At 56.6% G+C, this 13,673-nt stretch carries 13 protein-coding genes and 1 tRNA gene; 7 read left to right on the top strand and 7 right to left on the bottom strand.

The window, feature by feature from the left end:
- On the bottom strand, positions 1-364 hold a 364-nt coding region (locus tag ACW14G_RS06345), incomplete at its 3' end, for a peptidylprolyl isomerase (protein WP_455648546.1).
- A 185-nt stretch (positions 365-549) separates the two neighbouring features.
- Between ACW14G_RS06345 and cysS the strand changes: the two genes are divergently transcribed.
- Positions 550-1,935 (top strand): cysteine--tRNA ligase, encoded by a 1,386-nt coding sequence (gene cysS / locus ACW14G_RS06350; protein WP_455648547.1) that lies wholly within the window; start codon positions 550-552, stop codon positions 1,933-1,935.
- Between the two features lie 3 nt (positions 1,936-1,938).
- Here the strand turns inward: cysS and ACW14G_RS06355 are convergent, their stop codons facing one another.
- The 5 genes from ACW14G_RS06355 to folD form a co-directional block, all read right to left on the bottom strand.
- Positions 1,939-2,904, bottom strand: a complete 966-nt coding sequence (locus ACW14G_RS06355; RefSeq protein ID WP_249023353.1) for a LysR family transcriptional regulator — start codon at positions 2,902-2,904, stop codon at positions 1,939-1,941.
- Positions 2,905-2,927: 23 nt separating this feature from the next.
- Positions 2,928-4,133 (bottom strand): MFS transporter TsgA, encoded by a 1,206-nt coding sequence (tsgA, locus tag ACW14G_RS06360; protein ID WP_249022192.1) that lies wholly within the window; start codon positions 4,131-4,133, stop codon positions 2,928-2,930.
- A gap of 48 nt (positions 4,134-4,181) precedes the next feature.
- Positions 4,182-5,015, bottom strand: a complete 834-nt coding sequence (gene xapA / locus ACW14G_RS06365; protein WP_249022191.1) for a xanthosine phosphorylase — start codon at positions 5,013-5,015, stop codon at positions 4,182-4,184.
- A gap of 366 nt (positions 5,016-5,381) precedes the next feature.
- Positions 5,382-5,594 carry a ribosome-associated protein YbcJ gene (ybcJ, locus tag ACW14G_RS06370; RefSeq protein WP_004143016.1) on the bottom strand — a complete coding sequence of 71 codons (213 nt, stop codon included), beginning with the start codon at positions 5,592-5,594 and terminating at the stop codon, positions 5,382-5,384.
- A gap of 1 nt (position 5,595) precedes the next feature.
- Positions 5,596-6,462, bottom strand: coding sequence for a bifunctional methylenetetrahydrofolate dehydrogenase/methenyltetrahydrofolate cyclohydrolase FolD (gene folD, locus ACW14G_RS06375; RefSeq protein WP_163445986.1), 867 nt, complete (start codon positions 6,460-6,462; stop codon positions 5,596-5,598).
- A gap of 253 nt (positions 6,463-6,715) precedes the next feature.
- Here folD and ACW14G_RS06380 point away from each other — a divergent pair.
- Together ACW14G_RS06380 and sbmC are read left to right on the top strand one after the other, a co-directional pair.
- Positions 6,716-6,792 (top strand) — tRNA-Arg (locus ACW14G_RS06380).
- A gap of 134 nt (positions 6,793-6,926) precedes the next feature.
- Entirely contained in the window at positions 6,927-7,397 is a 471-nt protein-coding gene (sbmC, locus tag ACW14G_RS06385; protein WP_249022190.1) for a DNA gyrase inhibitor SbmC, read from the top strand.
- A gap of 50 nt (positions 7,398-7,447) precedes the next feature.
- Here the strand turns inward: sbmC and ACW14G_RS06390 are convergent, their stop codons facing one another.
- A complete protein-coding gene (locus ACW14G_RS06390; protein WP_249022189.1) occupies positions 7,448-8,281 on the bottom strand; it encodes a DMT family transporter in 834 nt (277 codons plus the stop codon).
- Between the two features lie 304 nt (positions 8,282-8,585).
- Here ACW14G_RS06390 and pheP point away from each other — a divergent pair, with 304 nt between their 5' ends.
- The 4 genes from pheP to ACW14G_RS06410 all read left to right on the top strand — a co-directional run bounded on the left by pheP (position 8,586) and on the right by ACW14G_RS06410 (position 13,600).
- Positions 8,586-9,977, top strand: coding sequence for a phenylalanine transporter (gene pheP / locus ACW14G_RS06395; protein ID WP_249022188.1), 1,392 nt, complete (start codon positions 8,586-8,588; stop codon positions 9,975-9,977).
- Between the two features lie 188 nt (positions 9,978-10,165).
- Positions 10,166-11,407 carry an MFS transporter gene (locus tag ACW14G_RS06400; protein ID WP_249022187.1) on the top strand — a complete coding sequence of 414 codons (1,242 nt, stop codon included), beginning with the start codon at positions 10,166-10,168 and terminating at the stop codon, positions 11,405-11,407.
- Positions 11,408-11,423: 16 nt separating this feature from the next.
- Positions 11,424-12,452: a sugar phosphate isomerase/epimerase family protein gene (locus ACW14G_RS06405; RefSeq protein ID WP_249022186.1), complete on the top strand. Its 1,029-nt coding sequence runs from the start codon at positions 11,424-11,426 to the stop codon at positions 12,450-12,452.
- Entirely contained in the window at positions 12,449-13,600 is a 1,152-nt protein-coding gene (locus ACW14G_RS06410) for a Gfo/Idh/MocA family protein (RefSeq protein ID WP_163447717.1), read from the top strand. Before ACW14G_RS06405 ends, ACW14G_RS06410 begins: the two co-directional genes overlap by 4 nt.
- Positions 13,601-13,673 lie beyond the last annotated feature (73 nt).

The following is a 13,673-nucleotide window of genomic DNA, read 5'->3' on the forward strand; positions in this document are numbered from 1 at the left end:
CGCAGTAGCCCCAACCCTGCAGGCTTTCGCCGGAGAAGTTCAGGAAGTCGTTGTCTGCTACGTTAATGAAGAACTGAGCGGTCGCGGAGTGCGGAGCCTGGGTACGCGCCATGGCCAGCGTGCCACGGGTGTTTTTCAGACCGTTGTTGGCTTCGTTTTTGATCGCTTCTTTGGTGGTTTTCTGCTTCATGCCCGGCTCGAAGCCGCCGCCCTGAATCATGAAACCGTTGATAACACGGTGGAAAATCGTGTTGTTGTAGAAACCTTCGCGGCAGTAGTCCAGGAAGTTTTTGACTGTTTCCGGCGCTTTGTCGTCGAAAGTTTTGATGACGATGTCGCCGTGATTAGTGTGGAAAGTAACCATTTCTGCATCCTGTTCCGTTTAAAGTGGTGCTTTAGCCCGCCTGTGGGCGGCATATAGGCGTCTGTTATAGCATAACCCGGAACATCGATCACCTTGCATTGTGTGCTGCTTCCGGGTTGAATTACGGGTAGAATATACCGTTTCAGGCGAAAGCCCGGTTCACACACGTAAACATGGAATTCTCGATGCTAAAAATCTTCAACACAATGACCCGCCAAAAAGAGGAATTTAAGCCCATTCATGCCGGAGAAGTGGGCATGTACGTGTGTGGTATCACCGTTTACGATCTCTGTCATATTGGCCATGGCCGTACCTTCGTCTCCTTTGACGTGGTGGCGCGTTATCTGCGTTTCCTCGGCTATAAGCTGAAATACGTGCGTAACATCACCGATATTGACGACAAAATTATCAAACGCGCCAACGAGAACGGTGAAAGCTTTGTCGCGCTGGTGGATCGTATGATCGCCGAGATGCACAACGATTTCGACGCGCTGAATATTCTGCGTCCGGATCAGGAGCCGCGCGCCACGCACCATATCCACGAAATCATCGAAATCACCGAGCAACTGATCGCTAAAGGTCACGCCTACGTGGCGGACAACGGCGACGTGATGTTCTCGGTGCCGACCGATCCAAACTACGGCAAGCTGTCGCGTCAGGATCTGGACCAGTTGCAGGCCGGCGCGCGCGTTGACGTGGTTGACGTGAAGCGTAACCCAATGGACTTCGTGCTGTGGAAGATGTCCAAAGAAGGCGAGCCGAGCTGGCCTTCCCCGTGGGGCGAAGGCCGTCCGGGCTGGCATATTGAATGTTCCGCGATGAACTGCAAGCAGTTGGGCAACCATTTCGATATTCACGGCGGCGGTTCGGATCTGATGTTCCCGCACCATGAAAACGAAATCGCCCAGTCTACCTGCGCGCACGATGGCGAGTACGTGAACTACTGGATGCACTCCGGCATGGTGATGGTTGACCGCGAGAAGATGTCGAAATCGCTGGGCAACTTCTTTACCGTGCGCGACGTGCTGAAGTATTACGACGCGGAAACCGTGCGCTACTTCCTGATGTCCGGCCACTATCGCAGCCAGCTGAACTACAGCGAAGAGAACCTCAAGCAGGCGCGTTCCGCGCTGGAGCGTCTGTACACCGCGCTGCGCGGTACCGACAAATCCGTCCCGGCGGCGGGTGGCGAAGCGTTCGAAGCGCGCTTTATTGAAGCGATGGACGACGATTTCAATACCCCGGAAGCTTACTCCGTGCTGTTCGATATGGCGCGTGAAGTGAACCGCCTGAAGGCTGAAGATATGCAGGCCGCGAACGCGCTGGCGTCGCATATGCGTAAGCTTTCTGCCGTGCTGGGCCTGCTGGAGCAGGAGCCGGAAGCCTTCCTGCAAAGCGGCGCGCAGGCAGACGACGGCGAAGTGGCTGAAATTGAAGCGTTAATCCAGCAGCGCCTGGACGCGCGTAAAGAGAAAGATTGGGCGGCGGCCGACGCCGCACGTGACCGTCTCAACGAGATGGGCATCGTGCTGGAAGATGGCCCGCAGGGCACAACCTGGCGCCGTAAGTAAGCTTTAACCCCTCTCTCTGCCAGAGAGAGGGGTTTCCCGCTCTTGTAGCCCCTCCACAAACGCCGTCATCAGCTCTGACAGCGGTTCGTCGTACCACAATGCATAAAGATCGGCGGGAACCGCTTGTGCAAGCGGCAGAAAACGTACGCCCGGCCAGTGAATCAACCCGCAGGTTTCCGGCAACAACGATAGCCCCATTCCCGCGCTCACCAGCGCTAACGCCGTTTGCGGCTCGTTTACCTGATGGGTAATCAACGGATAAAACCCCGCCTCCACGCAGCGGTCGTGCAGCTGACGAGCGAAGTCGCTCTGTTCAAAGGAGAGTGAAATCAGCGGTCTGGTGGCCAGCGCGGTTAAGGGAACCGAGCTTAGCTGGCACAGCGGATCGTTCTCCGGCACTGCGAGAGCGATAGATTCATGGGCAATCAGCTGGTTACGGATGTTGGTTTCAGCATAAGGCAGGACGTTGCGGTTAATGGCGATGTCGATAGTGCGGGCGCGCAGCGCGTCAATTTGCTGATGCTGCGACAGCTCGCGCAGACTCCAGTCGACCCCCGGATTCTTCGCCTTAAACGTTTTCAGCCGCGTCAGTAGGGTGCCCCACAGTGCGCTGCCGACGATACCGATGGTGATATGCAGGTTCTCGCTGCGACCGATTTGCCGCACGTAGTTCAACGACTGCTCGGTGGCGCTCAGGATGCGGTCAACCTCGGTTTTTAGGACCAGCCCGGCGCGGGTCAGTGCCACTTTCCGACTGGTTCGTTCAAACAATTTGGTTTCCAGCGTCTCTTCCAGCTCTTTAATCTGCATGCTCAGCGGTGGCTGGGAGATATTCAGCCGCGCTGCTGCTCGCCCGAAATGCAGTTCTTCAGCAAGAGCCTGAAAGTAACGCAGCGCGCGAATGTTAATGCGGTTGTTGGCCAGAGCGTCAGTCATGGTTCGTTCGGGATAAAGGTGAGGGAGGGCCATCATGCCCCCCTCCTTTTGCCTTGTCAAACCGCCGCCGACGGGGAGGTATGCAGGCGTTCAGCCCGACTACAGAAGATAGCCGTGACCAGCACAACCAGCAGCACGATATAGGACACCGTGGCGGTATTCAGCGCGCCATGCAAGCCGTAGCGGCCATTAACGAGCGAGGAGGCGCTGGCGAACAGCAGTGTGCCTACCGTACCGCAGGTCAGTAACGCGGAAATCAGCGTTGGCGAGCTTTGGCTCACCTGCAGCGAACCGTAGCTCATCAGCCCGGAGAACAGACCGGAGTTGAAGAAGCCAAAAACGGCGCAGGCGACAAGAATCAGCGTGGTGTTGCCGCTGTTGGCAATCAGCATGATGGCGATAAGACCGATCGCGGTACAACCCAGCAGGAAGGTGCGCAGCTTCATCCACTTCACGGTGAACTGGTTGAGGAACAGGCCGATAGCTTTCGCCACCCAGTAGACGGTGGTGTACAGCGCTGCCTCCTGCGGCTCAATATGGAAGCGGAACTGTAAATAGCCCGGCGTCCACATGGTGAAGATAGGCTCAGCCAACAGGAAGGCGAACAGCGCGAAACAAATCAGATAGACCGATGGACCCCAGGGCTCACGAGCGGTGTTTGTGCTTTGCTGCGCGGGTGCTGGCGCTTCGGTGGGCGGGAAACGGCAGCGAATCGTTAACGCCAGCATCAGCGCACCTAAACCACCCATGATACCGTACATCGCCACCCAGCTCGCGCCCATGCGGAACAGCCAGGCCAGCAAGAAGGAGAGCGTCGCCCCGGCGAGGCTAAAGAAGAAATCGGTAAAAATCAGGCTCGAGGAACGGCTTTTTTCGTCCGGATTGATTCGCACCACCAGATAGCTGCCGATGGTCATGAAAATACCGCCACAGGCGCCAATGCCGGCGACGGCAAAGCTGAACATCGTCAGAGTAGGCGACACAAACAGAATCGCGCTGATGAGAACGGTCAGCGCCGCTGCGATAACCAGCGGCTTTTGCAGCCCCCATTTGCGCATCAGAATACCGCCCAGCATGATGGGAATAAACATGCCGATGTTCATCAGCGTGAAGACCTGGCCGATAAAACTCGGGTCTTTGTGGAAGGCAGCGCACAGCGGGCCGAGCACGATGCCAAGGGTGGAAACTAACGCGCCGACGAAGTAATAGCTTAGATACGAGACGGCGTTTAAATTCGGGCGGGACCAGGACATGTCAGACATAGACGTATCTCCAGGCGGGCAGCAGTCTACCCGCCGATGCATCAGAAATTAGGCGTATTGTTTAATGAACTGACCAATCAGACGGATAAAGTCTTCCGTTACCATAGCTGCGCATTTGAGCGTTTGTTCGTGCGACAGCTCCACGTCGCTCAACCCTTCAGCCATATTGGTGATGGCCGATACGGCCAGCACTTTTAGCCCACAGTGGCGCGCCGCGATCACTTCTGGCACCACCGACATTCCTACCACATCGCCGCCCATACGCTGCATCATGCGGATTTCCGCGGCGGTTTCGAAGTTTGGCCCCGGATAGGAGACAAAAACGCCTTCGTGCAGCGGGATATCCAGCCCTTTGGCGGTCTGGTGCAGTTGGGCGCGCAGATCTTTGTCGTAGGCGTTTGCCAGGCTGAAGAAGCGCGGGCCAAAGCGATCGTCATTCGGGCCGACCATCGGCGTGGACGGCATGGTATTGATATGGTCGTTTAGCGCCACCAGGCTGCCTGCGGGGATATCCGCGTTCAGCGAGCCAGCGGCGTTGGTGCAGAACATGAATTCACAGCCGAGCAGCTTAAAGGTGCGTACCGCCTGGGTCATGATGCCCATGCCGAGGCCTTCATAGAAATGACCGCGGCCTTTCATGCAAATCAGCGGCAAGCCGTGCAGCGTTCCCATTACAATTTCCCCGGCGTGGCCGATGACGGTGCTGACCGGAAAACCCGGTAGCGCTTCGTAGGAAAGGGTGGTTTTGTTATCCATACGGTCGGCCAGCGCGCCGAGACCGGAACCGAGGATTAAGGCGATACGTGGGGTAAACCCGGGCTTTGCTGCGCGCAGGATTTCGACGGCTTCGTAAGGGGCATTATTGAGAATTGACGTTGACATACAGACTCCAGAAACAGGGATGTTTCGCGGTATTCTGCGGAGCAGTCGATTTGCAATCCAATTCAATTAATGCGCGTATTGATATTTTTATTGAATTGATTGCGGCGGTGGTGATTTTAAAATCTTTAAATTCAAAGTATTAAATGTAGGCTGAAAGTTTGAACGCGTCGGGGAAGACGGCTTCGACGTGATGATTTGTGATGCGCCTCACTTTGACGCTGCGCTGCCGGGCGATGGACGTGTCACGATAGTTAGCATCGGGTATGGACATACAGCGTATTACCGCTGAAGTGGGAAGATACGGTGGGACGCTATTTGGGGAATAAAACCCGGCGTCGACTGGCGAAGCCGGGTGACTGGCAGGATTTATGCGGTAACGGTAACGCTCTGGCCTTCAAAACTCACGGTTTGACCGGCGACAATTTTGCAGCGTTTGCGGGTTTCCACCGCGCCGTCCACTTTGACCAGACCGTCGGCGATAGCGATTTTCGCCTGCGCGCCGCTTTCGCTCCAGCCTTCCAGCTTCAGTAAGTCACAGAGTTCCACATGCGGATGCTTACCCAAAGAAAATGTTGCCATCTTATGCCTTCTCCACGTCGTGATACTCTTCACACGCCTGTAAGGTGTTTTCAATCAGGGTGGCTACGGTCATGGGACCGACGCCGCCCGGTACTGGGGTGATGTAAGAGGCGCGCGCGGCAGCCTCTTCAAACACCACATCGCCGACGACTTTACCGTTTTCGAGGCGATTAATCCCGACATCAATGACAATTGCGCCTTCTTTAATCCACTCGCCAGGAATAAAGCCCGGTTTACCGACCGCGACGATCAGCAGATCCGCGTGCTCCACATGGTGGCGCAGGTTTTTGGTAAAGCGGTGAGTGACAGTGGTGGTACAGCCAGCCAGCAGCAGCTCCATGCTCATCGGGCGGCCCACGATGTTGGACGCGCCAATCACCACGGCGTTCAGGCCATAGGTGTCGATATGGTAGCGCTCCAGCAGGGTAACGATACCGCGCGGGGTACACGGACGCAGGCGCGGCGCGCGCTGGCACAGACGACCCACGTTGTATGGATGGAAGCCGTCGACGTCTTTGTCCGGCGCGATGCGCTCAAGGACCTTAACGTTATCAATACCCGCCGGCAGCGGAAGCTGCACCAGAATGCCGTCGATGGTGGTGTCGGCGTTCAGGGTGTCAATCAGCGTCAGCAGTTCGGCTTCGGACGTGGTTTCCGGCAGATCGTAGGAGCGGGAGACGAAGCCCACCTCTTCGCAGGCTTTGCGCTTGCTGCCGACATAAATTTGTGAGGCCGGGTTGCTGCCAACCAGCACAACGGCAAGCCCAGGGGCGCGTTTTCCTGCGGCAACGCGCGCCTTCACTTTTTCCGCAACCTCAGAGCGCACCTGCTGCGCAATCGTTTTACCGTCAATAATCTTTGCTGCCATCAGGGAAAATATTCCATCTGTCATTCACGAAGGGGGGATGGACATATTTTGTCAGATGCGAGGCTTGCTGTCAGGTCTCGTTTGCGAGTTTTCATCGGAAAGTGGTTTTGCCGAAGAGTTGAGCGATAGTTGGTCGCACTTTATCCATCATTGCATACCGCGCAGGTTTCGTAAGGAAATGGATTGACTCACCTGTCAGTGACCGTATAATTCCACGCGTTTCACCCCACCATGAAGTTTTGACTTCCCCAGTGCGCCCTTAGCTCAGTTGGATAGAGCAACGACCTTCTAAGTCGTGGGTCACAGGTTCGAATCCTGTAGGGCGTACCATTTTACTGTTTCCTCTTCCCCCAACTCTCTTATCAAGAGTGCGAATCTGCTCACATATCGATCGCTACCCGTTTGGCGCAAACAAAAAACGCCCATTATACTGTATGTAATTACAGTGTATTAACGGAGGCGGTATGGAATACGAAGTTAAGCAGATTGCAGCGCGTAAAATTGCCGGTTTTCATATGGTTGGGCCGTGGGAGCAGACGGTTAAGCAGGGTTTTGAGCAGTTGATGATGTGGGTCGATGGCCAGCAGATTCCCGCTCGCGAGTGGCTGGCCGTTTACTACGACAATCCGGATGAAGTCCCGGCGGAAAAGCTGCGTTGCGACACCGTGGTCTCTGTCGATGACGACTTTGTTATTCCGCCGAACAGCGAAGGGGTCATGATGGCGGAAGTGGCGGGAGGCCTGTACGCGGCAGCCCGCGCGCGGGTTATCGATCACGATTTCTCCACGCCATGGTATCAGTTCTTTGATAGCGTCCTGAAAGATGAAACCCACCGCCTGGCTGCGAAGCCATGCTTTGAAATCTACCATAACAACGGTGCGGAAGACGGCTACTGGGATATTGAAATGTTTGTTGCCCTTGAACCGAAGGGGTAATGAAAAACGCCGGGCGCGTGGTGCTGACTGGCGACACGCCGGCCCGGCGGTCAATGCTCTCGTCGCCGATCGGCGATAATCACCAGCCCAATACCGGAGAGGGTGAGTACGATAGCTAACATCATTCTCAGGCCCAACGGTTCGCCCATAAAAATTAGCCCGCCCAGTGCCGCAAGACAGGGCACGCTCAGTTGAAGCGTGCTGGCGGTGGTTGGGCTAAGCCGTGGCAGCAGGGAGTACCAGAGCAGATACGCGCCGCCGGACATCAGCGCCCCGGAGGTGACTGCCAGCACTAGCCCAAAGGCATCGGCGCGGATGTGCATACCGCTAAGCACAAATATCACCAGCGCTATCGGCACCGCCAGCGTAAAGTTGCCCGCCGTGGCCGCTGCCGCGTTCTGCACTTTTTTGCCGGTAATACAGTAGGCGGCCCAGGCCGCGCCGGAAACCATCATCAGCAGCGCGGCGCCGCCGGAAGGATGTCCCGCGCCCGGTAATAGCAGCAACGCCAGCCCGGTCACCGCAGTCAGCATACCGACGCTTTTTAGCCACGTCAGGCGCTCGCCGCGAATCAGCCCCCAGCCGGTCATCACGCACTGGACCGTTCCGAACAGCAACAACGCGCCAGCGGCGGTGGTTAAGGACAGGTAGGCAAGGGAAAAGGCAAAGACGTAAATGGCCAGTAGTGCCGCGTTCAGCACATTGAATTCCGGCCTCTTTTTGATGGCGGGTAGCCTCAGGAGTATCAGCAGCGCCACCGCACCGCTTAGCAAGCGAATGCTACTAAAAGAGACGGCATCCATATGCATCCCCTTCAGCGCCAGCCGACAGAGCAGCGAGTTGGCGGCGAACGCAGCCATAGTCAGCAGGATTTTGAGCAGCACGGAAGATTCCTCGAAACGCGGTCAGCGAATTATGCCGCAAGCCGCGGCATGCCGGGTCATCGTTTTGTGCTCCGCCGATACGGCAACGTATCCAATGGTATTTGCTTCACAGCGGGTGTGCCGCATACATTGAACGTTAGGGCTGGCTAGCGCGGCTAACCCCTTGTAGGAATAAGGTTATCACCCCAGCAACGCGTATCTTCCGGCACTTTTGGGCACGGGGTTCCTGCGACTGATTGCCTTGCGGCAAGCCGCGCTAAGTGTTAAAAGGTGCCCCTTCCAAAAAAAGCTACAGGGGTTAGACGTGAAAAACGCGTCCTCAGCATCCAGCCAGAATCAACCGGATGCTTCGTCGGAGCAGGGGCCGACGCTTCACCGCGGGTTACAAAACCGTCATATTCAACTCATCGCCCTTGGGGGCGCCATTGGCACCGGCCTGTTTCTTGGCATCGGCCCGGCGATTCAAATGGCTGGCCCGGCAGTGGTGCTGGGCTATGCGATTGCCGGGATTATCGCGTTTCTGATCATGCGCCAGCTTGGCGAGATGGTGGTGGAAGAGCCAGTATCCGGTTCATTTGCCCATTTTGCTTATAAATACTGGGGGCCGTTCGCCGGTTTTCTTTCCGGCTGGAACTATTGGGTCATGTTCGTGCTGGTGGGAATGGCCGAGCTGACCGCCGCCGGAATTTATATGCAGTATTGGCTGCCACACGTACCGACCTGGATTTGGGCTGCGGGTTTCTTCATTTTGATTAACGCCGTCAACCTGGTGAATGTTCGCCTGTATGGCGAAACCGAGTTCTGGTTTGCACTGATTAAGGTGCTGGCGATTATCGGTATGATCGGCTTTGGCATCTGGATGCTGGCGACGGGGCGTGGCGGTGAGCATGCGAGCGTCGACAATCTCTGGCGTGATGGCGGCTTCCTTGCCACGGGCTGGAAGGGGCTGATTTTGTCGCTGGCGGTGATTATGTTCTCCTTCGGCGGGCTGGAGCTTATTGGCATTACAGCGGCGGAAGCACGCAGCCCGGAAACCACTATTCCGAAAGCGGTCAACCAGGTGGTTTACCGTATCCTGTTGTTCTATATCGGCTCGCTGATTGTGCTGCTGGCGCTCTATCCGTGGCAGGGCATTAAGTCAGACAGCAGTCCGTTCGTGATGATCTTCCACAATCTGGACAGTAACGTGGTGGCATCCGCGCTGAACTTTGTGATTCTGGTGGCTTCGCTGTCGGTTTATAACAGCGGCGTCTATTCAAACAGCCGCATGCTGTTTGGCCTCTCCGTGCAGGGTAACGCGCCGCGCTTCCTGACCAAAGTGAGCCGTCGCGGCGTGCCGGTGAATTCGCTGCTGCTCTCTGGCGCGATCACCTCGCTGGTGGTGCTGGTTAACTATCTGCTGCCGCAGAAAGCGTTTGGCCTGCTGATGGCGTTGGTGGTGGCAACGCTGTTGCTGAACTGGATCATGATCTGCATGGCCCACCTTAAGTTCCGCGCCGCCATGCGCCGCAAGGGGCGTGAGTCGAAATTCAAAGCGCTGTTTGCGCCTGCCAGCAACTACATCTGTATCGCATTTTTGCTGATGATCCTTGGGCTGATGTGCACCATGGACGGCATGCGCCTGTCGGCGATTCTGCTGCCGGTGTGGGTGTTGTTCCTGTTTGCGGCCTTCAAAACGCTGCGTCGTAAAGCCTGATAATATCGCCCGGAGGGGGCAGGTTTGCCTCCTCCGCTGTTTCCCGCTCGTTGCTGCGACGCATTTCCCTCCTCGTTTTTATCGTGATCGCTCTCCCAAATCCGTTTCGATCCGCGCGATCTTGTTTTTGTAATCGATTACTTTTCATTTGTGGTGTTTTGTAATCGATTACTTTTGAGGGTGAGAACATGGTGTCTACAACGGAAAGTCGTGAACAAAGTGGCGTACAGCACCGGCTGTTAGTCCCGCGCCTGTCGTTAATGATGTTTATGCAGTTTTTTATCTGGGGAAGCTGGTCGGTCACGCTTGGACTGGTGATGACGCAGTACAACATGTCGCTGCTGATTGGCGATGCGTTCTCGGCGGGGCCGATCGCTTCAATTCTTTCCCCTTTTGTTTTGGGAATGTTGGTTGACCGTTTTTTTGCCTCGCAGAAGGTGATGGCGGTGATGCACCTGCTTGGCGCGGTGATTCTGTGGTTCGTACCGCAGGCGCTGGTCGCGGAAAACGGTGCGTTGTTAATTGCGCTGCTGTTTGGCTACACGCTCTGTTATATGCCGACGCTGGCGCTGACCAATAATATTGCCTTCCATAGCCTGAACAACATCGACAAAACGTTCCCGGTGGTGCGTGTGTTCGGCACCATCGGTTGGATTGTCGCGGGCATCTTTATCGGCGTAACCGGTATTTCGGATACCACCGGCATCTTTACGCTGGCGGCGCTGTGCTCGGTGGTGCTGGCGGTATATAGCCTGACGCTGCCGCACACGCCGGCCCCGGCGAAAGGTCAACCGCTGAAGCTGCGCGATCTGTTCTGCGCCGACGCTTTCGCATTGCTCAGAATCCGCCACTTTCTGGTCTTTGCCGTCTGCGCCACGCTGATTTCCGTCCCGTTGGGCACTTACTACGCCTATACCGCGTCGTATCTGGCGGACGCGGGCGTCGCGGATGTGAGCACCGCGATGTCCTTCGGTCAGATGTCAGAAATCTTCTTTATGCTGATTATCCCGCTGCTGTTTCGCCGTCTGGGCGTGAAGTACATGCTGCTGATCGGCATGCTGGCGTGGTTCGTACGCTATATGTTCTTTGCGCTGGGTATCAATGAAGAGACCCGCTTCCTGCTGTATCTCGGCATTCTGCTGCACGGCGTGTGCTACGACTTTTTCTTCGTGGTGGGCTTTATCTATACCGACCGTGTGGCGGGCGAAAAGGTGAAAGGGCAGGCGCAGAGCATGGTGGTGATGTTTACCTACGGCATCGGCATGCTGCTGGGATCGCAGATTTCCGGTGCCCTGTATAACCACCTGGTCGCTGGCCAAACCGTTCCGGCGGCGTGGGTGAACTTCTGGTGGATTCCGGCGGTGGCTGCCGTGGTGATCGCGGTGATTTTCCTTGTCTCGTTTAAATACGACGAGCAAAAGCAGGCGTAAATTTTTAAGGAGGGGTATGAAAACCATCAAGGGGCCGGGCATTTTTCTGGCGCAGTTTATCGGCGGCGAGCCGCCGTTTAATACGCTCGATGGGATAGCGCAATGGGCGGCCGGGCTGGGCTTTAAGGCGCTACAGCTGCCCTGCAATCACCCGGCGATATTCGACCTGGCGCAGGCCGCGGCGAGCCAGACCTATTGCGATGATATTGCCGGGCGACTGGCGGAGCACGGTCTGGTGATTAGTGAACTGTCAACGCATCTCGAAGGGCAGCTTGTCGCCGTTAATCCGGCCTATGACAGCGCTTTCGATGCTTTTGCGCCGGCGGCGCTGCGCAGTAATCCGACGGCCCGCCAGCAGTGGGCCGTCGAGAGCGTGAAAAAGGCCGCGCAGGCTTCGGCGCGCCTGGGGTTGAAGGCGCATGCGACCTTTTCCGGCGCGCTGGCCTGGCCTTATTTCTATCCGTGGCCACCGCACAATGCGGCGCTGCTGGATGAAGCGTTTAGTGAACTCGCCAGCCGCTGGCGGCCCATCCTGGACTGTTTTGACGAGCACGGCGTTGACCTGTGCTACGAAATTCACCCCGGTGAGGATTTGCATGATGGCGTCACGTTCGAGCGTTTTCTACACCTGGTTGAGAATCATCCGCGCTGCCATATGCTGTATGACCCGAGCCATCTGCATTTACAGAATATTGATTATCTTAGCTATATCGATATCTACCACTCCCGTATTCGCGCGTTTCACGTTAAGGACGCCGAGTTCCAACGCAACGGACGTAGCGGCGTTTACGGCGGCTATCAGAACTGGGCGGATCGTGCCGGGCGTTTCCGCTCGTTGGGCGACGGCGATATCGATTTCAAAAAGATTTTCAGCAAGCTGACTCAGTACGATTTTGACGGCTGGGCGGTAATGGAATGGGAGTGCTGCCTGAAGGACGCGCAGATCGGCGCGTGCGAAGGCAGCGAGTTTATTAAACGGCATATCATTCCCGTCTCCGCGCGGGCCTTTGATGACTTTGCCGCGGGTAGCGAGGTGCGCGGATGATTCAGGTGGGTATTATCGGCTCAGGTTTTATTGGCCCGGCACATATTGAGGCGCTGCGTCGACTGGGTTTTGTCGAGGTGGTCGCGCTGTGCGACGCCTCACTGGAGCTGGCGCAGACCAAAGCGCGGCAGCTCAATATTCCGCATGCTTACGCTGATGTTGACGCGCTGCTGGCGCATCCTGGGCTACAGGTGGTGCATAACTGCACGCCTAATTTTCTGCACGCGTCGGTCAACCGGCAGATTTTACGCGCGGGAAAACATGTCTTTTCCGAGAAACCGCTGTGTATGACGTCGGAGGAGGCTCGCGAACTGGAACAGATGGCGCGGGATGCGGGCGTGGTCCACGGCGTGAGCTTCGTTTATCGTCAGTTTGCGATGGTGCAGCAGGCGGCCAGCATGATGCGCGCAGGCCATACCGGACGTTTGTTCTCAGCCTATGGCGGCTACCATCAGGACTGGATGCTGCTGGAGAACGACTTTAACTGGCGGGTGGACGCGGCGCAGGGTGGTGCGTCGCGCGCGGTGGCCGATATCGGTTCGCACTGGTGCGACACGGTGCAGTTTGTGACCGGCCGGCGGATTGTGGAGGTGATGGCCGACCTCGCTATCGTCTGGCCAACGCGTAAGGCCAGCGTTGAGGCGCAGGCGACGTTCAGTGAACACGATGACGCGACGCAGTATCGCGACGTCGTGGTGACAACCGAAGATGCCGGTTCGGTTCTGTTCCGCTTTGACGACGGCAGTAAAGGCTGCTTTAGCGTTTCGCAGGTCAGCGCCGGGCGTAAAAATCGGCTGCATTTTGATATCAATGCCAGCGCCTGTTCGCTGGCCTGGGATCAGGAAACGCCGCAGCAACTGTGGATTGGTCACCGCAGTCAGCCCAATCAGTTGCTGAGTGACGACCCGAGCCTGCTTAACCGCGATGTCGCCGGACAGGCGAACTTCCCCGGCGGCCATAGTGAGGGATGGCCAGACGCGTTTAAAAACATGATGGGCAATTTCTACCGCGCCGTGCAGAGCGGGAAAATGCCCGCCGCTGGCGAGCCGCATTTTGCCTCATTCATTGATGGAGCAAATGTCATGTATATCATTGATGCGATTATAAAAAGCCATCAGCAACGGCGCTGGGTCAGCGTCGAACAATAACGCTGTGCCCGGTACGCCGGGCACGCTTTTTATGGTAGCCTGCACGCAAAGCGTTAACTGCAGGGAACGGCGT

It is taken from the genome of Kluyvera sp. (assembly GCF_965301105.1).